Below are 23477 nucleotides of genomic sequence, written 5' to 3' on the forward strand. Positions count from 1 at the left end.
GAGACCTCGGCAAGCTCAGTCATGTGTCCTCCCGAACGGAAGTCTCGGGTCGATGGGCTGGGAGTCCCACGACGAGCGGATCCAGGCGTGGCCGGGGTCGTCGCAGAACGCCATCGAGCGCTGCTCCGCCGGGCCTGCCAGGACGTTCAGATAGTAGAGGTCGTAGCCGGGCGCGGCCATGGAGGGCCCGTGGTAGCCGTACGGGACCAGCACGACGTCGCCGGACGAGACCTCGGCCAGGGTGTCGATCCGGCCGCGTTCCGAGGAGTAGACGCGCTGGTAGCCGAGGCCCCGGCCGGCGACCTCGAAGTAGTAGATCTCCTCCAGCACGGCCTCGCCCGGGTTGGGGGTGTCGTGCTTGTGCGGCGGGTAGGACGACCAGTTCCCGCCGGGGGTGAGCACTTCGACGGCCATGAGCTTGTCGCAGTCGAAGGCGTCGGGGGCGCAGAAGTTGTTCACCTGGCGGCTGGCCTGGCCCGCGCCCCTGATCTCCACGGAGACGTCGGCGGCGGGCACGTGGCGGGGCTCCAGCGCGCGGGTGGCGCGGGCCGAGGGCAGCGCGATGCGCCCGTCGCCCCTGAGCGTCACGTGGGCGCCGATCGGAAGGTAGACGAAGTCGGACGGGCCGTCGAACACGGAGGAACGCCCGGCCAGCTCGTACGTCACCGCATCGGGCCCCTGCGTGCCGGGCGGCGGGGAGGCGGATGGGGCGAGGGCGACCGTGCACGAGCCCGACAGGGGGAGCACGAGCATCTCCTCCTCGCCCGTGTCGAACGAGACGGTGGCGTCGGCCAGGTTCGCGACGCGCAGGCCCGAATAGGTCCATCCGGCCAGGGACGGGGTGATCTCCACCGCCCAGGGGCCGTTGGCGGACTTGCCGTACGGAAGGTATGTCATGCGCGGGCCTCTCGAACCAGGGCGGCGGCGCCGTCCACGGCGGTTGCTACGTCGTCGTCCGGAGGGTAGAGCAGAGCGCGCCCGACGACGAGTCCCCGCACGCCCGGCAGGCCGAGCGCGCGGTCCCAGTCGGCGTAGGCGGCGTCGATGTCCGGTGGGTCGCCGCCGAGCAGCAGGGCGGGCAGGGTGGTGGCCGCCATCACCCGCTCCATCTCCGGAACTGCGGGGATCTTGAGCCAGGTGTAGGCCGAGGTCACGCCGAGCGCCTGGGCGACGCTGATCGCGCGGATCACGGCGTCGGGCGACAGGTCGTTGCGGACGGCGCCCGTCTCCGAGCGCAGCGACCAGAACGGCTCCACCATGGCGACCAGGCGCCTGCGGGCCAGGTCGGTGACCGCGCGGGCGCACGATTCCAGCGTCGTCACGGTCGCGTGGTCGCCGGGGTCGATGCGGCAGAGCATCTTGCCGCCGTCGAGGCGCATCGTGTCGATCGCCGCGGCGTCGAAGCCGGTGAAGCGGTCGTCCAGCTCGAAGACCGAGCCCTGCAGGCCGCCCCTGTTCATGGAGCCGAAGGCCAGCTTGCCCTCCAGCGCCCCCAGCAGGAGCAGGTCCTCCAGCACGTCGGGGGCGGCCAGGATGCCGTCGACGCCCGGCCTGGCCAGCGCGGTCTGGAGGCGGCCGAGCAGGTCGGCGCGGCTGGCCATGGCCAGCGGGCGGTCGCGTACGGCCAGCGCCCCCCTGGCGGGGTGGTCGGCGGCGATGATGAGCAGCCGCTCGCCCTCGCCGGGCATTCCGCGTCGCTGCCGCCGGGCCGCCGCCTCGGCGATCTCCTCCGGCTTGGTGGCGCGGATGTGGGTGAGCCGCGTGTATCCGGCGGCTCTGGGCAGCGTGATGTCGCTCAAGAGCGATCCCCGTTCTCGGTGCCGTTCAGCAGGTCCTCCACGTCCGCCGTCGCCGGCATGGCGTCGGCGCAGGCCAGGCGGGCGGCCACGAAGGCGCCTGCGGCGTTGGCGAAGCGGATCGTGTGCTCCAGCGGCCAGCCGCGCAGCAGGCCGAGGCAGAGGGCGCCGCCGAACGCGTCGCCGGCTCCGATGCCGTTGACCACCTTCACCTCCACGGGCTCCACCAGGACGCTCTCCTCGGCGGTGCGGGCGAAAACCCCTTCCGGGCCCATCTTCACGATGGCGACCTTCACCCCGGCGTCCAGCAGCGCCTGAGCCGCGGCCTCCGGGTCGCGTACGCCGACCGCGGTCTCCACCTCGTCGAGGTTGCCGACCGCGACGTTCGTGTGGGGCAGCGCCCGGCTCGCCGCCTCGTACGCCGCCTCCCGCGACGGCCACAGGCTGGGCCGGTAGTCGAGGTCGAACACCGTCCAGCCCGTGGTGCGCGCCGACAGGGCGGCGGCGTGGGCCGCGGCGCTCGGCTCCTTGCTCAGGCCGGTCAGCGAGAACCAGAACAGGCTGGTGGCCGCGATGGCGTCGAGGTCGAGGAGGTCGGGGGAGATGCGCAGGTCGGGCGGATGCTCGCCGCGGTAGAAGTAGATCGGGAAGTGGTCGGGAGGGAAGATCTCGCAGAACGTGACGGGCGTGGGCGGGCCTTCGATGGTGCTCACGTAGGCGTCGTCGACGCCGAAACCGCGGATCGCCCGCCGGACGAAGTCCCCGAAGGGATCGGCTCCCACGGCGGTGATCACGGCCGGGCGCAGCCCGTGGCGCGCCGCGGCCACGGCGACGTTCGTCGGGCTGCCGCCGAGGAACTTGCCGAAGGTCTCGACGTCGGCCAGCCCGACGCCGGTCTGCAGCGGGTAGACGTCGACGCCGCAGCGGCCGATCGTGATCAGGTCGTGCACGGCGGGCCCGGGCGGGCGGCCTGTCGCGGGGAGCGGGGTCTGCACCTGACGCACCTCCAGGGTGAGGCTTCTCTCGACACTATGGCATATTGTCATGACATTCGGATGTCCGCTATGTTGCCTGACGTGCCCATCCTCGCGGCTGAGCCTCTCCTTCGGGCAAAGGCACAGCGTACGGGCACGTCCGGAAGCGTGGCCCGGCGATTTGGGCGGGCCTTTACGTCATATGCATGTCATGACATATTGGCCCATGGCTTCCTCCCCTAAGGACATGTCGGAGGGTATGCATGGCAGAGCGGAAACGGTCGCTGGGAGTGGTCGCGGTCCTCGCCGCGGCCGGGCTGGGGCTCGCCGCGTGCGGCCAGTCGTCCGGCGGAGGCGAGGGTGAGGCCATCGAGCTGACGATCACCCAGAACGCCATCAAGGGCGGCAAGAACGCCGCCGGAGCGACCTTCATCGAGGACTGGGTGATCCCCAAGTTCGAGGCCGCCCAGAAGGCGAAGGGAAAGGACGTCACGGTCAAGTTCGTCCCCAGCGGAGTCGACGACGAACAGTACAAGACCAAGCTCTCCCTCGACCTCAAGTCAGGCAAGGGCGCGGACGTCATGGACATCGACGGCATCTGGGCCGGCGAGTTCGCCGAGGCGGGCTACATCAAGCCGCTGCCGGAGCTGGTCGGGCCGGAGGCCGAAAGCTGGGACGGCTGGTCGCAGATCCCCGAGGCCGTCCAGGGCATGGCCGAGTTCAACGGCAAGAAGTACGCCCTGCCGGTCGGCACCGACGGCCGGGTGCTCTACTTCAACAAGACGCTCTTCCAGAAGGCCGGGCTGCCCGCCGACTGGCAGCCGAAGAGCTGGCAGGAGATCATCGACGCGGGGACGAAGCTGAAGTCCGCCGGCGTGCCCGTGCCGATCCAGATCAACGCCGGCACCGCCATGGGCGAGGCCACCTCGATGCAGGGCGTGCTGCCGCTGCTCGCCGGCGCGGGCGGCGAGGTGCAGCAGGACGGCAAGTGGACGGGCGCCTCCCAGGCGCTGAAGGACGCGCTCGGCCTCTACCAGAAGATCTACGGCGGCGGCCTCGGTGACCCCAAGCTCCAGCAGGAGGCCAAGGGCCGCGACAAGTCGTTCCAGCAGTTCGCCGAGGGCAAGGTCGGCATCCTGATGGAGGGCGACTACTTCTGGCGCGGCGTCGTCAACCCCAAGACCGGCGTGGCGAAGATGGACGACCGCGACCAGGTCGTCGGCTACGCCATGATCCCCGCGATGGAGCCCGGCAAGGGCCTGCGCGGCCAGGACTTCGTCAGCATGTCAGGCGGCGCCCTGCGCACGGTCAACCCCAACAGCGAGCACCCGAAGGAGGCCTTCGAGCTGCTGACCTTCACGCTCTCGCCCGAGGCGCTGAAGGAGGAGACCAAGGACGGCAACGTACGCGTCACCCCGCGCACCGATGTCAACAAGGAGATCCTCGCCGGCGAGCCGCTGCTCACCTTCATCTCCGAGAAGGTGCTGCCGGTGACGGCCTACCGGCCGCCCGTCGCCGTCTACCCGCAGGTGTCGGCGGCGCTGCAGGAGGCCACCGCGGCCGTGGTCGGTGGCACCGCGCCCGACCAGGCGGCGGCCGACTACCAGAAGAAACTCGAAGGAATCGTCGGTGGCGCAGGCAACATCGCCTCCTGAGGTCGTCAAGGAAGACGAGCGGACCCGCCGCGGCTACAGCTCTGACGCGGCGGGCCTGGGCAACCTGCGGGCAGGGGCGTTCGTCGCCCCCGCCCTGCTGCTCATCGCCGCCTTCCTCGTGTTCCCCGCGCTCTGGGTGCTCTACCTGGGGCTCACCAACTACCGCCTGACCGGCGCCGCCGCGGCCGAGCCGCAGTTCGTCGGGCTCGCCAACCTCCTCGACGCGGTCTCCAACCCCACGTTCTGGAACTCGACCTGGCTGACCCTGCAGTTCGTGCTCGGCTCGGCCGTCATCGGCCAGGTCGTGCTCGGCTTCTCGATCGCCTGGATGTTGCGCGACCGTGCCGGACCGCTCAAGCGGCTGGTCGAGGGCCTGGTCATCCTGGCCTGGATCCTGCCGAGCGCCGTCGTGTCGTTCCTGTGGGTGGCGCTGCTCGACCGCGACGGCGGCACGCTCAACGCGCTGCTCGGCATCCCCGGCTTCCCGTGGCTGCTCGACCACCCGATGTTGTCGATCATCATCTTCAACACCTGGCGCGGCACCGCGTTCTCGATGATGTTGTACGGCGCCGCGCTCGGCAACGTGCCGCCCTCCCACCTGGAGAGCGCCCGCCTGGCCGGGGCCTCCGGCTGGCAGCAGCTCAGGGACGTCGTCTTCCCGCACATCCGCGGTCACATCCTGACCAACCTGCTGCTCATCAGCCTGTGGACGTTCAACGACTTCTCCCCGTTCCTCATCACCGCCGGCGGCCCCGACGGCCGGTCCGAGGTGCTGGCCGTGCACGTGTACAAGGTCGCGCTGCAGAGCGGCGAGCTGGGGTACGGCGCCGCCGTGTCCACGATCATCCTGCTGATCAACCTGGTCGTCGCGGTGTTCTACCTGCGGCTGCTCCGGAGCAAGAAATGACGCGCTTCGTCCTGGGCCGGATCGGCTTCTGCACGCTCATCGCGGTGCTGCTGGCCTTCTTCACCATCCCGCTGTTGTGGCTGGTGACCGCGCCGTTCACCTCCGACCCGTCGTACGAGGTCAAGGTGCCCGACTTCACCTGGGACAACTTCCAGGCGGTCGTCGAGCACCCGTACGCGCTGCCGTCGCTCTACAACTCCCTCATCCTGTCCGTCGGCACCGCCGTGCTGGTCGTGCTGCTCGCGGCGCTGGCCGCGTACGCGCTGAGCCGGGTGCGGCTGCCCGGCCGGGACGCCCTGCTCTACGCGCTGCTGCTGCTGTCGTCGATCATCACGGGCACGGCGGCCATGGTGCCGCTGTTCCAGCTCGCGGTCGAGCTGAACCTGATCGACTCGCAGCTCGGGCTGATCCTCATCCTGACCGGCGGCCTGCTGCCCGCGGCGATCTTCATGCTGAAGGACTTCATGGACTCCACGCCGAAGTCCTACGAGGAGTCGGCGCGGGTCTTCGGGGCCTCGCCGCTGCAGATCGTCCGCCACGTGGTCGTTCCGGTGGTACGCCCCGGGCTGGCCACGATCGGAGTGTGGTCGCTGGCCAACGTGTGGGGGAACTTCCTGATGCCGTACCTGCTGCTGAGCGACGTCGAGAAGCAGCCGGCCGCGGTGATCACGTACACGCTCTACACCGAGGGCGGCCAGGCCAACCTCAGCATGTTGTCCACGTTCGGCCTGCTCTACTCGATTCCCGTGGTGCTCATGTACCTGTTCGTCAGCAAGAAGTACGGCTTCCGCTTCCACGGAGGGATCAAGCGTTAATGGCCGCCATCGAACTACGCGGGCTGACCAAGGTCTATCCCGGCGGGGTGAAAGCGCTCGACTCACTCGACCTCGACATCCCCGACGGCGAGTTCTTCGCCCTGCTCGGCCCCTCCGGCTGCGGCAAGACGACCCTGCTGCGCACGATCGCCGGCCTGGAGACGGCCACCGGCGGCGCCGTCGTCATCGGCGACCGCGACGTGACCGGGGTGCAGCCGGGCGGCCGCGACGTCGCGATGGTCTTCCAGGACTACGCGCTGTTCCCGCACATGGACGTCACGGACAACATCGCCTACCCGCTGCGGATCAAGAAGGTCGCCAAGGGCGCGCGCCGCGAGAAGGCGGAGGAGGTCGGCGCGCGGCTCGGCCTCGACCACCTCATGGACCGCCGGCCCGGGCAGTTGTCGGGCGGCCAGCAGCAGCGGGTCGCGCTGGCCAGGGTCATGGCCACGCAGGCGCAGGCGTTCCTGTTCGACGAGCCGCTGTCCAACCTCGACGCCCGCCTGCGGCTCGAAGCCCGGACGTTCCTCAAGAAGCTCCAGCGGGAGCTGGGCGTCACCACCGTCTTCGTCACCCACGACCAGGCCGAGGCGCTGGCCATGGCCGACCGGATGGCCGTCATGGAGAACGGGCACATCCGGCAGATCGGCACCCCGGCCGAGGTGTTCCAGCGGCCGGCCAACACGTTCGTGGCGGGCTTCATCGGCTCGACGCCGATGAACCTGCTGGATGGCACCGTACGAGGTGACACGCTGGAGGTCGCGGGCTGCAAGGTGGCGGTCCCGGCCGCCGCCGAGGGCCGGCTGACCGACGGGGAGAAGATCGTCTACGGCGTGCGGCCGGAGTACATGGCCTACTCGGCCGGGCCCGCCGAGGGCGCGCTGAGCGGGAAGGTGGCCATCGTGGAGAACCTGGGCGCGTCCCACCTCGTGACCCTGGACGTCAACGACGTGCTGGTGCAGGCCGTCGTGCCCGAGGGCAGCGAGCCCGCCGTCGGCGACGACGGCCACGCGCTGCCCCGCCGCGACCGGGCCCTCGTCTACCGGGACGGTGAGCTGGTGTGATCATCGAAGGCCACTGGAGCCTGGACGACAGGCTGGAGCAGATCCTGCGCGAGGTGCCCTTCGAGGTGAGCGCGGGCACGGCCGCCGTGACCGTGCGGCTGGCGTACGACAGGTCGCAGGGCGTCATCGACCTCGGGTGCGGCTCACCCGCCGGGTTCCGCGGCTGGTCGGGCGGCGCGCGTGACACGTACACGATCAGCGAGGACTGGGCGACCCCCGGCTACTTGCCGGGCGAGCCCGAGCCGGGCACGTGGCACGTGTGGCTGCGGCTGCACCGCATCCCGCCGCAGGGCCTCGACTACACGCTGGAGGTCACCACCGCGACCGTCGCGCCACCGGAGCCGGCCGTGGCGGAGCCGCCGCACGGCGAGCGCCCGGCGCGGCGCGCCATCCCCGACGCCGGCGGGCTGCGGTGGTTCGCGGGCGACTTCCACGCCCACACCCTGCACAGCGACGGCGGGCTCAGCATTCCCGAGCTGGCCGAGCTCGCCCACGGTAGAGGGCTCGACTTCCTGGCCGTCACCGACCACAACACCGTCAGCCACCACCCCTGGCTGGCCAAGATCGACCGCGAGATCACGCTCATCCCCGGCCAGGAGGTCACGACCGACCGGGGCCACGCGAACGTGTTCGGCGACGTCGGCTGGGTGGACTTCCGGCAGCCCGCGGACTCCTGGGCCGAGCACGCCGAGCGCGCGGGCGGGCTGATGTCCGTCAACCACCCGCTCGGCGGCGACTGCGCCTGGCTGCTGCCGATCGAGCGCCGGCCCGCGATCGCCGAAGTGTGGCACTCCGGCTGGTGGGACCGCCGCTGGGGCGCGCCGCTGGCCTGGGCCGACGCCTGGCGCCACGACCTGACCGTGATCGGCGGCAGCGACTTCCACCGCCACGGTTCCGACGGCCTGCCCGGCGCCCCGACGACGTGGGTGCTGGCCGAGGACACCACCACGGTGCTCGACGGCGTGCGTGCGGGGCGCACCGCCGTCTCCGCCGGGCCCGACGGGCCGCTGCTGCTCAGGCTGGGCGACGAGCTGCTCGCGCTGGACGCCGACGGCCTGGTGCTGGTGGCCCCCGACGGGCGGCGGCGGGTCGTCCGCGGTGACCGTACGCTCCTGCCCGCGTCCGGCGGCCGCCACCGGCTGGAAACGTACGAGAACGAGGTGATGGCGCTATGCGAGTGAACGTGCCGACGAACGGAGTGAGGTCATGAGCACGCGAGTGCGGAAGGTCGCCAACGCGCCGGTGAGTTTCGGCGTGTTCGAGCTGAGCGACGCGCCCCCGCCGCTGAACGCCGGCGAGATGGTCGGCGCGCTGTCCGAGGCCGGTTACGAGGGCATCGATCTGGGTCCGGTGGGTTACCTCGGCACCAGCCACGACCTTGCGGAACGGCTCGACGGCATGCTGCTCGCCGGCGGTTGGGCCGACCTGCGCTACAACGACGCCGAGGAGTTCCGCAAGGGACTGACCGCGCTGGAGAGGACGCTCGACGTGTTCGCCGCCGCGCCGCCGGCGCCCGAGCAGCTGGCGCCGCGGCCCACGCTGGGCTGCTCCGGCTCGCCCGAGAGGTTCGCCCGCCCTGGTGGGAGCGTTCCAGGGTTGCCGTCCTCCGAGTGGCCCGGCTACGCCGCCCGCGTGCAGGAGGCGGTCGGCCGGTGCCGCGAGCGCGGGTTCGAGCCCGCCTTCCACCCTCACCTCGGCACGTACGTCGAGACCCCCGACGACGTGGAGCGGCTGCTGGAGCTGACCGACGTCGAGCTCTGCCTCGACACCGGCCACCTGCTGCTGGGCGGGGGAGACCCGGTGACGAAGCTGCGCGAGTGGGCCGGCCGGGTCGGCCACGTGCACATCAAGGACGGCGACACCAAGATCCTGGCCCAGGCCCTGGACGACGGCGTCGACCTGCGCGAGCTCATGGGCCGCGGCGGGTTCTCCTCCCTCGGCGAGGGCGAGCTGGACCTGCCCGGGGTGATCGCGGCGCTCGACGAGATCGGCTACGAGGGCTGGGTCATCGTCGAGCAGGACACGCTGCCGGGCCGCCGCACGGTCGCCCAGAACATCGCCGACCAGGCCGCCAACCGCGAGCGACTGAGGGAACTGGGACTTTGACACAGGTGAGAATCGCCCTGGTGGGCTGCGGAGCCGTCACCCAGGCGGTCTATGTGCCGTTGTTGTCGAGGCGGCGTGACCTGTTCGAGGTGAGCGCCGTCTGCGACCTGTCGCGGACGCTGGCCGACGCGGTGGGCGACCGGCTGGGGGCCGCCAGGCGGTACACCGCCCTGGAGGAGATGCTGGCCGACGGCGGCTTCGACGCCGTCGTCATGCTGGCGTCCGGCTCGCATGGCGAGGCCGTGCGGCAGGCGATGAACGCCGGGTACGCCGTCCTGTGCGAGAAGCCGCTCGCCCTGACCAGGGCCGAGGTGGCGGCGCTGCCCGAGGGGCGGCTGATGGTCGGCTACATGAAGCAGTACGACCCGGCGGTGCGCAGGGCCGAGAAGCTGCTGGCGGAGCTGGGCGGGCCCGAGGCGATCAGGTCGGTCGAGGTGGTCGTGCTGCACCCGAGCGGGGAGTCGCAGCTCGCCTTCGCCAACCTGACGCAGGCCCGTGACGTGGATCCCGGGCTGCTCGCCTCGCTGCGGGCCGCCGAGGGCGACCTCGTCTCGCGGGCGCTGGGGGAGTCGGCGCCGGAGCCGGTGCGGAACCTGTACGGAGTGGCGCTCGGCTCCATATGCCACGACTTGTCGCTCTTGAGGCGCTTCACCGGGTCGCCCACCGAAATCTCGCACGTTGAGACGTGGGGACCCGCGCCCGGATCCATCGAGATCTCCGGCCCGCTGCCCGTCCACGGCCGGTTCCAGATCCGCTGGCACTACCTGGAGGACTACCCCGCCTACCGCGAGACCGTGGCCATTCACCACGACAGGGGCTCGCTGGAACTGGTCTTCCCCGCGCCCTACCTGATGAACGCCCCCACCACGCTCACCGTCGTCTCCGGCGACGGGAGCGGCGAGGGCGGCGAGAGCCGCACCCATTGGCGCGAGGTGACCGAGGCGTTCGAAGTACAACTGGCCGCCTTCCATGCTTTCGTGAACGATGGCGAGCCGCCGCTCACCGACGCGGGCGGCGCGCTCGAGGACATCGTGACGGCCCAGCGGATCGCCGCCCGCTACGCCGTACAACATGGACTGCCCATAGGAGGGGAGGCAGCGTGAGCACGGAGATCGTGGTCGTACCGCACACGCACTGGGACCGGGAGTGGTACGAACCGTTCCAGCGGTTCAGGCTGCGCCTCGTGGCGCTGCTCGACGAGGTGCTCGACACGATGGAGCGCGAGCCCGCCTACCACTTCACCCTCGACGGGCAGCTCGCCTGCGTGGACGACTACCTGGAGGTGCGCCCGGAGAACCGCGACCGGGTGGCCGCGCTGGTCGAGTCGGGGCGCCTGGCGGTGGGACCGTGGCAGATCCTGCTCGACGAGTTCCTGTGCTCGGGCGAGAACATCGTCCGCAACCTCGAACTCGGCATGGCCAGGGCCGACAAGCTCGGCGGGGCCATGCCGGTCGGCTACCTGCCCGACATGTTCGGGCACGCGGCGCAGATGCCGCAGATCCTGCGCCGGGCGGGGCTGCTGCACGCCTGCGTCTACCGTGGGGTGCCGTCCTCGGTGACCACCGACGCCTTCGCCTGGGTCGCGCCCGACGGCACGGCGCTGCGCACGCAGTACCTGCCCGCCGGCGGCTACGGCAACGGGGCCCATCTCTTCCACGACCCGGCGGGACTGAAGGAACGGGCGGCCGCGTTCACGAGGACGATGCGCGAGTGGCACGGGCCGGAGGGCTCGCTGCTGGCGATGTACGGCACCGACCACTCCGCGCCCGTACGAGGGTTGCCGGAGATGGTGGCGGCGATCGGCGCCCGTATGGACACCTTGTCCGGATATATAGGGGCTTATTCGGGTGAGGTGGACGGCCTGCCCGAGGTACGCGGCGAGCTCCGCTCGCACGCGCGCGCCAACATCCTCCCCGGCGTCATCTCCGTCCGCGCCCACGTCAAGCAGGCCATGGGCCGCGCCGAGCGGATGGTCGAGCGCTACGCCGAACCACTGGCCACGCTCTGGGGCGAGGAGTGGCCCGGGCGTTTCCTCGACATGGCCTGGTGGCGGCTGGTGGACGCCAGCGGCCACGACTCCGTGACCGGATGCGGCGTCGACGACACCGCCCAGCAGGTCGCCGCGCGCATCGCCGAGGCCGAGCACCTCGGGCAGGCCGTGCGCGACATGGTGACCGCCCGGCTGGCCGGCACGGTGCCGTCCGACGGCGTGCTCGTCGTCAACCCGACACCCGCCCCCAGGCGCGGCGTGGTCCTCGTGGACGTGGCCGGCCACCACCCGCTGGTGGACGCCTCGGGCGCGGCCGTGCCCGTCCAGCCGCTGGAATACGCCGCCACGCTGCTGCTGGACGACGAGATGGACCCGGCCACCGCGCTGAGCTTCGTCCACGGCACCGAGCTGTACGGCCAGCAGATCACGTCCTGGTCGGTCGAGGACGGCACGCTGACGTTCACCGTGGCCCACGAGACGCAGGTGGTCTTCGACGTCGACGACCTGCGCGGCGAGCTCGACGGCGTGACGCGCGTCCGCATCGTCGCCGAGCCCCGGCGCACGGTCGCCGCCCTGGTCGAGGTCCCGCCGCTGGGCCACACGAGCGTCCGGCCCACGCCGCACGAGCAGGTGTTCGGCCCGCCCGCGCGGGAGAGCAGCCTGCCCTCCGAGCACGACCCGTCCTGCTGGCTCAGCTCCGACTCGGCCACCCTGCCGGTGCGCGGCGACGAGGAGGTGCTGGACAACGGCCTGCTGCGCGTCACGATCGCCCGCGACGGCACGCTCACGCTGGTCGGCCAGGACGGTACGACGGTCACGGGCGCCGGCCGCATCGTGGACGGCGGGGACGTCGGCGACACCTACAACTACGCGCCCCCTCCGGCCGACCTGATCGTCGACGAGCCGGTGTCGGTCGAGACCGAGCTGATCGCCTCAGGCCCGCTGGTGGCCATGGCAGACGTGCGCCGCACGTACCGGTGGCCGGCCGCCGGCGGCGCCATCGACGGAGCCCCGGAGCTCCCCGCCATCGCGCGGACGCCCGCTGCCGAGGACGTCGTCGTCACCACCCGCGTCGAGCTGCGCGCGGGCGAGCCCTTCGTCCGGCTCGACGTCGAGTTCGACAACCGCTGCGCCGACCACCGGGTGCGCCTGCACGTGCCGCTGCCCGACCGGGCCACGCAGTCGTACGCCGAGGGGCAGTTCGCGGTGACCACCCGCGGGCTGACCTCGGAGGGCGGCTGCGGCGAGACCCCGCTGCCCACCTTCCCCGCCTCCTCCTGGGTGGCCGCGGGCGGCGTGGCGGCGCTGCTGGAACACGTGACGGAATATGAGGTCGTGGACGGCTCGGAGCTGGCCCTCACCCTGCTGCGCTCGGTCGGCTACCTGTCACGCAACCGCAACCCCCTCCGCCCCGAACCGGCCGGGCCCCAGCTCCCGACACCTGCGGCGCAGTCGCGCGGGGTGCGCAAGGTGAGCCTGGCGCTGATGCCGTACCACGAGTCGTGGGAAGAGGTCGGGCCCCACGCGGAGGCCTTCCGCCACGACCTGCTGGTGGTGCCCGGCCAGGGCGCGCGGGACCTCCCCCTGCCCGCACCGGCGGCGGGCCTGACGGTGACGGGCAAGGGCGTGACGATGACCTCCCTGCGCGACCGGGACGGCCGGCACGAACTGCGGGTGGTCGCCCTCACGCCCGGGGACACGGAGGCCGTGATCACCGGCGACTTCACCGAGGCCACGCACGCCGACCTGCGCGGCCGCCCCGGCGACCCCCTCCCGGTCACGGACGGCACCCTCCGCCTGCCACTGAAGCCCTGGGAGATCGCCACGATCCATCTCGTCAACTCTCGGTAATCTTTAGAACGCATATAGTAATGTCGCGCCCGTGATCACTCCCCAACACGAAGGGCTGACCAAGCTCGTCACCCTCGATCTCGGGCACACCGCGCAGGGGCTGCGCGCGCTGTTCGATCTACGGATACCCGAGACGGGCGAGGCCAGGCTGGCCTCGCCCGACCTGTCCGAAGCCGTTCCTGCGGTCTGCCGGGCCGATGGCGCCCTCCTCTACGGCGAGGATGGCGACAAGCTCGGCGTCATCATCGAGACGCAGCGTGGCCAGGACGACGACAAGCACTATTCGTGGCTGGAATACATCGCCAACTTCCGGGCGCGCGAGAAGTGCCGGGTCGTCCTGACCGTCATCTGCCCCGATCGCCAGATAGCACGCTGGGCGGCCAAGCCCATAGAGACCGGCCATCCGGGACTCGTGCTCAATCCACTGGTGATCGGGCCCGACAACACCCCGCTCATCACCGACGTGGCCGAGGCGCTGGGCAACATCGGTCTGGCCGTCATCTCCGCCGTCACCAAGTCCCAGGACCCGTTGATCAAAGAAGTCCTGAGCACGTTGGACGCGGCCCTCAGCAAAATCGATCAGAAGCTGGCCGGGCGATACGGTCAGTACATCTACGTCTCTCTGACTGGCGTCGCCCAGAAGGAATGGGGGAACCTTATGGCTATGCTGACACATCCGTACCAGGGGGAGTTCGCCGAGAGCCTCCTCGCCGAGGGCGAGGCCAAAGGCCTGGCCAAAGGCCAGGCGGAAGAGGGGGCGAAGATGCTGCAGATGCTCCTTGAGGCGCGGGGCATCGAGGTGTCTGAGGAGGTGCGGGAGCGGATCACGTCGTGCATGGACACGGCGGTGCTGGAGGGGTGGTTCCAGCGGGCGCTCACGGCCGACTGTGCGGAGCAGGTCTTCGGGTGAGCCCCGCGGGAGCCCGCCGCCGGGTCGGTCAGCGGGTGCCCCAGGAATAGGTCTGCTTGCGTAGTTTCAGGTAGACGAACGACTCGGTGGCGCGGACGGCGGGGATGGCGCGGATCTTGCTGAGGATCTCCAGCAGGTGCCCGTCGCCCTCGCACACGACCTCCACGATCACATCGAACGAACCGGCCGTGAGCACCACGTAGTCGATCTCCTCGATCGCCGCGAGCTCGTCGGCCACCGACTCCAGGTCGCCCTCGCAGGTGACGCCGATCATGGCCTGGCGGGGAAAGCCCAGGGTGAGAGGGTCGGTGACGGCGACGATCTGCATGACACCGGCGTCCTGCAGCCGCTGGACGCGCTGGCGCACCGCCGCCTCGGAGAGTCCGACCGCCTTCCCGATCGCCGCGTACGGCATGCGCCCGTCGGCCTGCAGCTGCTCGATGATCTGCTTGGACAGGTCGTCGAGCACCACGGGCCCTGAGCGGGAAGCGGAGCGGCGTACGCGGGGCGGCGTGGTCATCGGATGTGGTTCCTCCTAGCGGTCCGGCATGGCGGGGGCGTTCCCGCTGGGATGCCGTCCTGGTGCGACATGGTGTCAGTTCCCGGGGGACTGTCAAGCGAATTCGTAGCAATTTGATATATTCACCACGAAATCCCTTGTTTCGCTGCGACCGCTCTGTAAGAGTCGCGGGCATCTCTGCCACCTCACGAGGAGGTCATTCATGACCGAGCCTGCCGAGGTCATCCATAGACAGAGCACCTGGGTCTGGCGACCGACGAAGGAGGGCGCATGACGACCCGTCTGCAGAACTATGTCAACGGCGAGCTCGTGGACGCCAAGAGCGGCCGGTTCTCCGACATCATCGACCCGTGCACGGGCGAGGCCTACGTTCAGGCCCCGGTCTCCGGGCAGGACGACGTCGACGCGGCGTTCGCCGCCGCGGCCGCCGCGTTCGAGTCGTGGGGCAGGACCACCCCGGGCGACCGGGCCAACCTGCTGCTGAAGGTCGCCGACGCGATCGAGGCGCGGGCCGACGAGATCAACGAGGCCGAGTGCCGCGACACCGGCAAGCCGCGCGCCCGCATGGCCGAGGACGAGACCCCGGTCGCCGCCGACCACTTCCGGTTCTTCGCGGGTGCGGCCCGCACGCTGGAGGGTCCCACGGCGGGTGAGTTCCTCGCCGAGCACACCAGCGTCATCAGGCACGAGCCGATCGGCGTGGTCGGCCAGGTCACGCCGTGGAACTATCCGGTGATGATGGCGGTCTGGAAGATCGCCCCCGCGCTCGCGGCCGGCAACACGGTCGTGCTCAAGCCGTCCGACACCACCCCGGTCGCCACGCTCAAGCTCGCCGAGATCCTCGGCTCGGTGCTGCCCGCCGGCGTCTTCAACGTCGTCACCGGCGACCGCGAGACGGGCGCCCTCGTGGTGAGCCATCCGGCCGCCTCGATGGTGGCCATCACCGGCTCGGTCGGCGCGGGCATGTCGGTGGCCAGGAGCGCCGCCGACGACCTCAAGCGGGTGCACCTGGAGCTGGGCGGCAAGGCGCCGGTCGTGGTCTTCGAGGACGTGAAGGACCTGCGTGCGGCCGCCGCCGGCATCGCCGAGGCCGGCCTCTACAACGCCGGCCAGGACTGCACCGCCGCCTGCCGGGTGCTGGTGCAGGAGAGCGTGCACGACGCGTTCGTGGCCGCGCTGAGCGAGGCCGCCGCCGCCACCGTGACGGGCGGCCTGGACACCGAGGACGCGCTGTACGGGCCGCTCAACAACGAGAACCAGCTGGCCAGGGTGCAGGGCTTCATCGACAGGCTCCCCGCGCACGCCACGATCCTCACCGGCGGCAAGCGTGTCGGCGACAAGGGCTACTTCTTCGCCCCCACGGTCGTCGACGGGCTCAGGCAGGACGACGAGATCGTGCAGAACGAGGTCTTCGGCCCCGTGATCACCGTGCAGACGTTCACCGACGAGGCCGACGCGCTGGCCAAGGCCAACGACGTCAAATATGGCCTGAGCGGCTCGGTCTGGACCTCCGACCACGGCCGTGCCATGCGGATGTCCAACCGGCTGGACTTCGGCACGGTGTGGGTGAACACGCACATCCCGTTCATCTCGGAAATGCCGCACGGCGGCTTCAAACATTCCGGATACGGCAAGGATCTGTCGGTGTTCGGCCTGCACGACTACACCAGGGTCAAGCACGTCATGCACTACATCGGCGAATAGCGGCAGGGGCGAAACCTGGACATGACCGGGCTATCGGCAATCGAGCTAGAGGACGTCGTCAAGGAGTACCTCTCGCATGGCGAGGTCGTCCAGGCGGTCAAAGGCGTGACGCTGGACATCGCCGAGGGGGAGTTCTTCTCCCTCCTCGGCCCGTCCGGCTGCGGCAAGACCACGACCATGAGGATGGTCGCCGGGTTCGAGGCGCCCACGAAGGGCCTGGTGAAGCTGCACGGCAAGGACGTCACGGACGTCCCGCCGAACAAGCGCGACGTCAACATGGTCTTCCAGTCCTACGCGCTCTTCCCGCACATGAGCGTCTGGGACAACGTGGCGTTCGGCCTGAAACAGCGCAGGACGCCGCAGGAGGAGATCAGGCGGCGGGTCGGCGAGATGCTGGAGATCGTCGACCTGGCCGGCAGGGAGAAACGCCGGCCGCGCGAGATGTCCGGTGGCCAGCAGCAGCGCGTGGCGCTGGCCAGGGCCCTGGTCAACCGGCCGCGGGCGCTCCTGCTCGACGAGCCGCTCGGCGCGCTCGACCTCAAATTACGCCAGGCCATGCAGATCGAGCTCAAACGTATCCAGCGCGAGGTCGGCATCACGTTCGTGTACGTGACGCACGACCAGAACGAGGCGCTGACCATGAGCGACCGCATCGCTGTCATGAACGACGGCCTGATCGAGCAGCTCGCCAGGCCGCGCGAGATCTACGAACGACCCGCGACCGCGTTCGTCGCGGGTTTCATCGGCACCTCCAACCTGCTCGCGGGCACGGCGACCGGCGGCGAGGTGAAGGTCGGCGGCGGCCGGGTGCTGGTGCCCGGTCACGACGGCGAGGTGACGGTGACCGTACGCCCCGAGAAGATCACCATCGGGGCGCTGGACCCGGGGCCGGAGGTGAGCGGGGTGCGCGGGACCGTCGCCGAGGTCGTCTACCTGGGCACCTACACCAGCTATTCCGTGAGCCTCGCTGACGGGACCGACATCACCGTTTTCCAGCAGAACGCGCATGACGCGGTGGCGACGGCGGAGCGGGGAGACTCCGTCTGGCTGTCGTGGCGGGCGCAGCACTCGTACGTGATTGGAAGTTGACAGCGCCTCATGCACCCCCCACTGCGCTCATCCCGCACCAGACGTGACGTCTTCCGGCTCGCCGGTTACTCGGCCGCCGGGCTCGCCCTCGCCGCCTGCGGCGTGCAGGGGCAGAAGGTCGCACCGCCCAAGGCGGACGCCGTCCAGGACTTCTGGGCGAAGCAGACCAAGAACGGCAAGGTCGTCTTCGCCAACTGGCCGGAGTACATGCCGGAGGACAAGGGCCCGCTCGAGCGGTTCACGAAGGACACCGGCATCGCGTACGAGTACAAGGAGGTCATCCAGGAGAACGCCGAGTTCTTCGGCAAGGCCGATCCCGTGCTGCGCGCCGGCCAGTCGCTGGGCTACGACATCGTCGTCATGACCAACGGCGTCCAGCTCCAGCACATGCTCCAGCTCGGCTACGCGGTGCCGCTCGACCACGCGCGGCTGCCGAACTTCCAGGCCAACGCGGGCCAGAAGTTCAAGGAGCGCTCCTACGACCCGGGCAACAAGTTCACGATCCCGTACGCTTCGGGCGTGACCGGGATCGCCTACAACACCGACCATGTCAAAGAGGAGATCACCAGCATCGAGGCGTTGTTCGATCCCCGGTACAAGGGGCGGATCGGAATGATGAACGACGCTCAGGAGATCGGCAACTTCGGCATGTTCGCGGTGGGCGTCGACCCGGAGAAGTCGACGGAGGCGGACTGGAAGAAGGCCGGGGAGAAGCTCAAGGCGCAGCGTGATGCCGGACTTGTGCGGAAATATTATGATCAAGGGTATATCGATGCCGTGGCGAAGGGCGATGTCTGGGTGACCATGGCCTGGTCGGGCGACGTCTTCCAGCGCCAGCTCGCCGGCGAGCCCGTCGCCTTCGTGGTGCCCGAGGAGGGCGGCACGATCTGGACCGACAACATGCTCATCCCCAAGGGCGCGGCCAACCCCCTCGACGCGCTCATGCTGATGGACTACCTCTACCAGCCCGCCGTGGCCGCCGAACTCAATGAGTTCATCCAGTTCGTCACGCCCGTCCCTGCCGTCCAGGACCTGTTCAGAGAGCGGGCCAAGACGGCCGAGGGCAAGGACAAGAAGGCGCTCAACGACATGGTCGACAGCCCGCTCATGTTCCCGAGCGAAGCCGACTACGCCAAGCTGCGCACGTACACCACCCTGACCACCCAGCAGGAGCAGGTGTTCAACCCGATCTTCCAGTCGATCACCCAGGCGTAGGCACGATGACCCGTCACCTGCCGCGCGCCGCCGGACCCGGGAGAGCGTGACGATGCGGCGGCTCACCCCCTACCTCCTTGCGCTGCCGAGCTGGATGTGGCTGGCCATCTTCCTGGTCGTGCCCATGGTCGCGATGGCGTCCGTCTCGCTGCAGACCGGCAACGCCTACGACGGCTACGCCATGACCTTCAACGTCTCCACCTACGGGGACGCGCTCGGCAGGTACAGCACCCAGCTGCTCCGCTCGCTGGTGTACGGCGGGCTCGCGACCGTGGCCATGCTGCTGATCGGCTATCCCGTGGCCTACTGGATCGCCTTCAGGGGCGGCACCCGCAAGTCCGTGTACCTCTTCCTCCTGCTGCTGCCGTTCTTCGTGTCGTTCGTGCTGCGGACGATCTCGTGGAACTTCCTGCTGGCCGACAACGGCATCCTCTTCGGCACACTGAAGGACTGGGGGCTGCTGCCCGAGGGCTTCCACGTGCTCGCGACGACGCTCGCCGTGGTGGGCGGGCTGACCTACAACTTCCTGCCGTTCATGATCCTGCCCATCTACGTGGCGCTGGAGCGGGTGGACCCGCGGGTGGTGGAGGCGGCCCAGGACCTGTACGCGACACGGGCGGGCGCCTTCCGCCGGGTCGTGCTGCCGCTGTCCTTGCCCGGGGTGTTCGCCGGGGTGCTCATGACGTTCGTGCCGGCCACGGCCGACCCGATCAACGCGCAGATCCTGGGCGGCACGGGCAACACCATGATCGGCAACAACATCCAGACCGAATACCTGGTGAACCTCAACTACCCGACCGCCGCCGCGCTGTCGTTCACGCTGATGGCGGTCCTGCTGGTGGGGATCTTCGCCTACGCCAGGGCGCTCGGTACGGAGAACGTGCTCGAGGCGGCGGCCCGGTGAGGAGCGGCGAGCGGGGCAGGCTCGGGGACCGGCTGCTGCACGCGTACACGTGGCTCGTCATCGTGTGGCTGTCGGCGCCGATCGCCGTGATGATCCTGTTCGGGTTCAACGACAAGCAGAGCAAGTCCAACACCAGCTGGCAGGGCTTCACCCTCAGGTGGTACGCCGAGCTGTTCGAGATCTCCGACCTGACGGTGGCGCTGCGCAACTCCCTGGTCATCGCCCTGGTCAGCACCGTCATCACGGTCGTGCTCGGCACCACGCTCGGGCTCGCGCTCGGCCGCCACCGCTTCCGCGGCAAGGGCGTCACGAACTTCCTGGTCTTCGCCGCCATCTCCACGCCCGAGCTGGTCATGGGGGCGTCGCTGCTGTCGTTGTTCGTCTCGGGCAACGTGCCGCGCGACGCGAACACGATCATCGTCTCGCACGTGCTGTTCTCGCTGTCCTTCGTGGTGGTGACCGTGCGGGCGCGGATCGTCACGCTCGACCCGTCGCTGGAGGAGGCCGCCAGAGACCTCGGTGCCACGGCCTGGGGGACGTTCCGGCAGGTGACGCTGCCGTCGATCATGCCCGCGGTGACGGCGGGCGCGATGTTGTCGTTCGCGCTGTCGATCGACGACTACGTGGTGACCAGCTTCGTCAACGGCTCGACCGTCACCTTCCCGCTGTGGATCGTCGGCGCGGTGAAGACCGGCATCCCGCCGCAGGTCAACGTCATGGGTACGCTGATCTTCGGCGTCGGGGTGCTGATCGCCGTCGCCAACGCTGTGGTGGCCAGGCGGCGCGCCTGACCCTTCGAAACCTCACGCTCGATCGTAGGGATGTGGGAGTGTGGATCCGCTGAAGGCGCTGGCCGACGCAGAGCGGGGGCCGTACTGGCTGGACAGCCCGGCCCGACCCGAGCCGGCCCCGCGGCTGGCCGGCCACACCAGCGCCGACCTGGTCGTCGTCGGCGGCGGCTTCTCCGGCCTGTGGACGGCCCTGATGGCCAAGGAACGCAACCCGACGCTGGACGTCGTCCTGCTCGAAGGGCGCAGAATCGGCTGGGCGGCCACCGGCCGCAACGGCGGGTTCTGCATGGCCACGCTCACCCACGGCCTGGCCAACGGGCTCGAACGGTGGCCGGAGGAGATCGACCGGCTGGAGCGCATGGGCGTGGCCAATCTCGACGAGATCGAGCGCACGCTGTGGCGCTACCGCATCGACTGCTCGTTCGAGCGCACCGGCGAGCTGCACGTGGCCACCGAGCCGTGGCAGCTCGACGGGCTGAACGAGCACGTCGAGCTGATCGACGAGCTGGGCCTCGACTACGTGCCGCTCGACCGGGATCAGGTGCGGGCCGAGCTCGACTCGCCGACCTACCTGGGCGGGCTGTGGGAGCGCAGTGGGTGCGCCATGGTCGACCCCGCGCGGCTGGCGTGGGGGCTGCGGGACGCGTGCCTGCGGCTCGGTGTACGCGTCCACGAGCGCAGCCCGGTGCGCTCGCTGCACGACGACGGCACCACGATCACCCTGCGCACGCCGTACGGCACGGTGGCCGCGCGCCACGTGGCCCTGGGCACCGGCGTGTTCCCGCCGCTGCTGCGGCGGTTGCGGCACTTCGTGGTGCCGGTCTACGACTACGTGCTGATGACCGAGCCGCTGACGGCGGCCCAGCTGGTCGAGGTGGGCTGGAGCAACCGCCAGGGCGTCGGCGACTCGGGCAACCAGTTCCACTACTACCGGCTGACCGACGACAACCGCATCCTGTGGGGCGGCTACGACGCCGTCTACTACAACGGTGGCCTGGTCAAACAGGAGTACGACCAGCGCGACGCGACGTTCGTCAAGCTCGCCGGACACTTCTACGCCACGTTCCCGCAGCTCGCGAACGTGCGGTTCAGCCACCGGTGGGGCGGCGTGATCGACACGTGCAGCCGGTTCAGCGCCTTCTACGGGCAGGCCCACGGAGGCCGGCTGGTCTACGCGGCCGGCTTCACCGGCATGGGGGTCGGCGCCACCAGGTTCGGCGCGAACGTCATGCTCGACCTCCTGTCGGGCGAGCGCACCGAGCGCACCGAGCTGCGGATGGTGAAGGAGAAGCCGATCCCGTTCCCGCCCGAGCCGGTGCGGTCGGGGGTGATCCAGTTCACCAGGTGGTCGATCGCGCGGGCCGACCGGCACCAGGGCAGGCGCAACCTGTGGTTGCGGGCGCTCGACCGGATGGGGCTGGGGTTCGACTCATAGCGCAGACCTGGGCGTATGAGTGGGGGTTTAGAGATGACTCGTTGATATGTGCACGCTTTGTGGTCGCAGGCTTTCCCGCGAGGAGCTGATCGCTCTGACGCGCGCGCTCATGGCCGGGCACACGGCGCTGAAGGCGGAGGTGGCCGAGCTTCGGGCCGAGAACGCTGCGCTGCGCGAGCGGGTGGCCACGCTGGAGCGGCTGGTCGCGCGTAACAGCGGCCTGAGCCTTGGTGTACGGGGCCGGCTCGGTCTCCTTCTCCAGCACCCGTACGCCGTGCAGCCGCAGCTCGGCCGCCGGCATCAGGCCGGTGGGCCCGCCGCCTGCGATGATCACGTCCATCATGCGCTCCAGTCTGGGCCGTGCCCCGGGACGTGCCGCAAGCCCCGGGGCATTTCAGAGCGGCGTCAGTGGCCTCGTGCCTTCAGGATCGGGCGCAGGACCTTCTCGTACGCGTCGGCGTACGTCGCCATGCCGAGGTCGCTCGGGTGCGAGCCGTCCACCAGCTCCTCAGGCCCGGGGAGCTTGTCGGCCGAGAGGTAGGACAGACCTCTGACGCCGGAGCGGCGCAGGTTCTCGTAGGCCGTGCGCAGGGCGGCCGCGTTCTGGGCGTTGCGGGTGCGGCGGAACTCGACGAACTGGCCGTCGCCGTACCGGCGGTCCTCGACCATCACGATGGGCGTGTCGGGGCGGGCCGCGCGCAGGATGCGGACGAAGGGTTCGGCGCGTTCCGCGATCTGCTGCGGGTTCATGTTGGGGGAGCTGTCGACCACGTAGACGGACGCGTCGAGCTCGGTGAGCAGCTCGGCGATCTCGGGCTCCATCCGCGCGTTGCCGGAGAAGCCCAGGTTGACGGTGGGGACGTCGAAGCGGCGGCCCAGGAGCGCGGTGATGGACATGCCGGGCCTGGACGCCACGCCGCCCTGCATGATCGAGCTGCCGTAGAAGACGGCGGGTGGGGTGGTGCGCGGTACGACCCCGAGGAACTTGGCGCCGGCCTGGACGCCGATCTCCAGCCGCTGCGGGCTGTTGTACAGCGGCAGGTACGCGGTGTAGAGGCGCTCTCCCGGGTCGACCGCGATGCCCATCTGCTGGTCGACGTTCTGCGCCGCCGGGTGCGTGTTGGCGAGCCAGGCGTCGTGTCCTTCCGGGGTGCGCGCGTACAGGTCCACGCCGCTGTGGCCGATGGCCGGCATGTGGTACATCGAGACGGTGGCCAGGCTGAGCCGGTAGCGGGCCCGGAAGATGGTCGAGTCGGTGACGAACCGGGTCAGGAGCCCCGAGGAGTTGCGGCTGCGCACCCAGACCGCGGGGGTCACGACGCCTTCGGCCTTGGCCGGGAGCCGGTCGTAGTAGGCTGCCGTGTCGGACCAGCCTTTGCCCTCGACGCCCCAGTGCGAGACGTCGTACCAGGCGATGTCGCCCTCAATGCTGGGCGTCACCTCGACGAACTCGGTGGGCCACGCGGCGGGCGGGTGCGGGGCGGCGGCGTGCGCCGGCGTCGGTAACAGGCCGGGGATCGCGAGGGCGGCGCCGCCGGCGCCCGCGAGCCCGAAGAGATGACGTCGATTGACCATGTGGTTGCCCATCGGTGCTCCCTTGTCGGAACGATGCTGTTCAGGGCTGAGGCCGGTCGGGGGAAGGCGCGGGTCGGGGCGGGGTGGTCAAGCGTCGGCCCTGATGCGACGATGATCGGACCCGGCCTGACGATCGCGGCCAGCCGTGGGACGGAGGAGTGGCGGTGGCGTCATCG

20 protein-coding genes and 1 pseudogene are annotated in these 23477 nt (G+C 70.1%); 15 read left to right on the forward strand and 6 right to left on the reverse strand.

The window, feature by feature from the left end; translation table 11 throughout:
* Nucleotides 1–15: 15 nt before the first annotated feature.
* Genes iolB through iolC form a run of 3 tightly spaced genes read right to left on the reverse strand, consistent with a single transcriptional unit; the run spans nucleotide 16 to nucleotide 2791 of the window.
* Nucleotides 16–897 carry a 5-deoxy-glucuronate isomerase gene (iolB, locus tag ABGA98_RS31010; RefSeq protein WP_347621936.1) on the reverse strand — a complete coding sequence of 294 codons (882 nt, stop codon included), beginning with the start codon at nucleotides 895–897 and terminating at the stop codon, nucleotides 16–18.
* Nucleotides 894–1790, reverse strand: coding sequence for a deoxyribose-phosphate aldolase (locus ABGA98_RS31015; RefSeq protein ID WP_347621991.1), 897 nt, complete (start codon nucleotides 1788–1790; stop codon nucleotides 894–896). The genes iolB and ABGA98_RS31015 overlap by 4 nt, the downstream gene beginning before the upstream one ends.
* Nucleotides 1791–1795: 5 nt before the next feature.
* The gene (iolC, locus tag ABGA98_RS31020) at nucleotides 1796–2791 is read right to left on the reverse strand and encodes a 5-dehydro-2-deoxygluconokinase (RefSeq protein ID WP_347621937.1); all 996 of its coding nucleotides are present in this window, start codon (nucleotides 2789–2791) and stop codon (nucleotides 1796–1798) included.
* A gap of 242 nt (nucleotides 2792–3033) precedes the next feature.
* Between iolC and ABGA98_RS31025 the strand changes: the two genes are divergently transcribed.
* Genes ABGA98_RS31025 through ABGA98_RS31065 form a run of 9 tightly spaced genes read left to right on the forward strand, consistent with a single transcriptional unit; the run spans nucleotide 3034 to nucleotide 14068 of the window.
* Nucleotides 3034–4425, forward strand: a complete 1392-nt coding sequence (locus ABGA98_RS31025) for an extracellular solute-binding protein (protein ID WP_347621938.1) — start codon at nucleotides 3034–3036, stop codon at nucleotides 4423–4425.
* Nucleotides 4400–5332 carry a sugar ABC transporter permease gene (locus ABGA98_RS31030; RefSeq protein ID WP_347621939.1) on the forward strand — a complete coding sequence of 311 codons (933 nt, stop codon included), beginning with the start codon at nucleotides 4400–4402 and terminating at the stop codon, nucleotides 5330–5332. The genes ABGA98_RS31025 and ABGA98_RS31030 overlap by 26 nt, the downstream gene beginning before the upstream one ends.
* Entirely contained in the window at nucleotides 5329–6147 is an 819-nt protein-coding gene (locus tag ABGA98_RS31035) for a carbohydrate ABC transporter permease (protein WP_132631655.1), read from the forward strand. The genes ABGA98_RS31030 and ABGA98_RS31035 overlap by 4 nt, the downstream gene beginning before the upstream one ends.
* On the forward strand, nucleotides 6147–7211 hold the full coding sequence (locus ABGA98_RS31040) for an ABC transporter ATP-binding protein (RefSeq protein ID WP_347621940.1): 1065 nt from the start codon (nucleotides 6147–6149) through the stop codon (nucleotides 7209–7211). The genes ABGA98_RS31035 and ABGA98_RS31040 overlap by 1 nt, the downstream gene beginning before the upstream one ends.
* Nucleotides 7208–8392: a CehA/McbA family metallohydrolase gene (locus tag ABGA98_RS31045; protein ID WP_347621941.1), complete on the forward strand. Its 1185-nt coding sequence runs from the start codon at nucleotides 7208–7210 to the stop codon at nucleotides 8390–8392. The genes ABGA98_RS31040 and ABGA98_RS31045 overlap by 4 nt, the downstream gene beginning before the upstream one ends.
* Nucleotides 8393–8417: 25 nt before the next feature.
* Nucleotides 8418–9317 carry a TIM barrel protein gene (locus ABGA98_RS31050; protein ID WP_347621942.1) on the forward strand — a complete coding sequence of 300 codons (900 nt, stop codon included), beginning with the start codon at nucleotides 8418–8420 and terminating at the stop codon, nucleotides 9315–9317.
* A 5-nt stretch (nucleotides 9318–9322) separates the two neighbouring features.
* The gene (locus ABGA98_RS31055) at nucleotides 9323–10420 is read left to right on the forward strand and encodes a Gfo/Idh/MocA family oxidoreductase (RefSeq protein WP_347621943.1); all 1098 of its coding nucleotides are present in this window, start codon (nucleotides 9323–9325) and stop codon (nucleotides 10418–10420) included.
* Nucleotides 10417–13158 carry an alpha-mannosidase gene (locus ABGA98_RS31060; protein ID WP_347621944.1) on the forward strand — a complete coding sequence of 914 codons (2742 nt, stop codon included), beginning with the start codon at nucleotides 10417–10419 and terminating at the stop codon, nucleotides 13156–13158. Before ABGA98_RS31055 ends, ABGA98_RS31060 begins: the two co-directional genes overlap by 4 nt.
* Nucleotides 13159–13189: 31 nt before the next feature.
* Nucleotides 13190–14068, forward strand: coding sequence for a hypothetical protein (locus tag ABGA98_RS31065; protein ID WP_347621945.1), 879 nt, complete (start codon nucleotides 13190–13192; stop codon nucleotides 14066–14068).
* Between the two features lie 28 nt (nucleotides 14069–14096).
* Here the strand turns inward: ABGA98_RS31065 and ABGA98_RS31070 are convergent, their stop codons facing one another.
* Nucleotides 14097–14588, reverse strand: a complete 492-nt coding sequence (locus ABGA98_RS31070; protein ID WP_132597601.1) for an Lrp/AsnC family transcriptional regulator — start codon at nucleotides 14586–14588, stop codon at nucleotides 14097–14099.
* Between the two features lie 270 nt (nucleotides 14589–14858).
* Between ABGA98_RS31070 and ABGA98_RS31075 the strand changes: the two genes are divergently transcribed.
* The 6 genes from ABGA98_RS31075 to ABGA98_RS31100 are packed head-to-tail and all read left to right on the forward strand — an operon-like array spanning nucleotide 14859 to nucleotide 21726.
* Nucleotides 14859–16292, forward strand: a complete 1434-nt coding sequence (locus ABGA98_RS31075) for a gamma-aminobutyraldehyde dehydrogenase (RefSeq protein ID WP_347621946.1) — start codon at nucleotides 14859–14861, stop codon at nucleotides 16290–16292.
* Between the two features lie 21 nt (nucleotides 16293–16313).
* Nucleotides 16314–17381 carry an ABC transporter ATP-binding protein gene (locus ABGA98_RS31080; RefSeq protein ID WP_347621947.1) on the forward strand — a complete coding sequence of 356 codons (1068 nt, stop codon included), beginning with the start codon at nucleotides 16314–16316 and terminating at the stop codon, nucleotides 17379–17381.
* A gap of 9 nt (nucleotides 17382–17390) precedes the next feature.
* Nucleotides 17391–18596, forward strand: a complete 1206-nt coding sequence (locus ABGA98_RS31085; RefSeq protein WP_347621948.1) for a spermidine/putrescine ABC transporter substrate-binding protein — start codon at nucleotides 17391–17393, stop codon at nucleotides 18594–18596.
* Nucleotides 18597–18648: 52 nt separating this feature from the next.
* Nucleotides 18649–19500, forward strand: a complete 852-nt coding sequence (locus ABGA98_RS31090) for an ABC transporter permease (RefSeq protein WP_347621992.1) — start codon at nucleotides 18649–18651, stop codon at nucleotides 19498–19500.
* Complete coding sequence (locus tag ABGA98_RS31095; RefSeq protein WP_347621949.1) at nucleotides 19497–20291, forward strand: ABC transporter permease; 795 nt, start codon at nucleotides 19497–19499, stop codon at nucleotides 20289–20291. Before ABGA98_RS31090 ends, ABGA98_RS31095 begins: the two co-directional genes overlap by 4 nt.
* Nucleotides 20292–20331: 40 nt before the next feature.
* Nucleotides 20332–21726 carry an FAD-dependent oxidoreductase gene (locus ABGA98_RS31100; protein ID WP_347621950.1) on the forward strand — a complete coding sequence of 465 codons (1395 nt, stop codon included), beginning with the start codon at nucleotides 20332–20334 and terminating at the stop codon, nucleotides 21724–21726.
* 223 nt (nucleotides 21727–21949) lie between these two features.
* Here the strand turns inward: ABGA98_RS31100 and ABGA98_RS31105 are convergent.
* A pseudogene (locus ABGA98_RS31105) lies at nucleotides 21950–22069 on the reverse strand (FAD-dependent monooxygenase); the annotation flags it as partial.
* A 62-nt stretch (nucleotides 22070–22131) separates the two neighbouring features.
* A complete protein-coding gene (locus tag ABGA98_RS31110) occupies nucleotides 22132–23313 on the reverse strand; it encodes an SGNH/GDSL hydrolase family protein (RefSeq protein ID WP_347621951.1) in 1182 nt (393 codons plus the stop codon).
* Nucleotides 23314–23477: the final 164 nt, after the last annotated feature.

This window comes from Nonomuraea sp. B1E8 (assembly GCF_039871515.1).
In the GTDB taxonomy this organism is placed as follows: Bacteria; Actinomycetota; Actinomycetes; order Streptosporangiales; family Streptosporangiaceae; genus Nonomuraea.

Excerpts from the sequence above, each read along its gene's own strand:
- ABGA98_RS31090 (WP_347621992.1), top strand. The coding sequence starts at position 18,649 with ATGCGGCGGCTCACCCCCTACCTCCTTGCGCTGCCGAGCTGGATGTGG.
- ABGA98_RS31050 (WP_347621942.1), top strand. The coding sequence starts at position 8,418 with ATGAGCACGCGAGTGCGGAAGGTCGCCAACGCGCCGGTGAGTTTCGGC.
- ABGA98_RS31025 (WP_347621938.1), top strand. The coding sequence starts at position 3,034 with ATGGCAGAGCGGAAACGGTCGCTGGGAGTGGTCGCGGTCCTCGCCGCG.
- iolB (WP_347621936.1), bottom strand. The coding sequence starts at position 897 with ATGACATACCTTCCGTACGGCAAGTCCGCCAACGGCCCCTGGGCGGTG.
- ABGA98_RS31035 (WP_132631655.1), top strand. The coding sequence starts at position 5,329 with ATGACGCGCTTCGTCCTGGGCCGGATCGGCTTCTGCACGCTCATCGCG.
- ABGA98_RS31085 (WP_347621948.1), top strand. The coding sequence starts at position 17,391 with ATGCACCCCCCACTGCGCTCATCCCGCACCAGACGTGACGTCTTCCGG.
- ABGA98_RS31075 (WP_347621946.1), top strand. The coding sequence starts at position 14,859 with ATGACGACCCGTCTGCAGAACTATGTCAACGGCGAGCTCGTGGACGCC.
- ABGA98_RS31110 (WP_347621951.1), bottom strand. The coding sequence starts at position 23,313 with ATGGGCAACCACATGGTCAATCGACGTCATCTCTTCGGGCTCGCGGGC.
- ABGA98_RS31070 (WP_132597601.1), bottom strand. The coding sequence starts at position 14,588 with ATGACCACGCCGCCCCGCGTACGCCGCTCCGCTTCCCGCTCAGGGCCC.
- ABGA98_RS31040 (WP_347621940.1), top strand. The coding sequence starts at position 6,147 with ATGGCCGCCATCGAACTACGCGGGCTGACCAAGGTCTATCCCGGCGGG.
- ABGA98_RS31080 (WP_347621947.1), top strand. The coding sequence starts at position 16,314 with ATGACCGGGCTATCGGCAATCGAGCTAGAGGACGTCGTCAAGGAGTAC.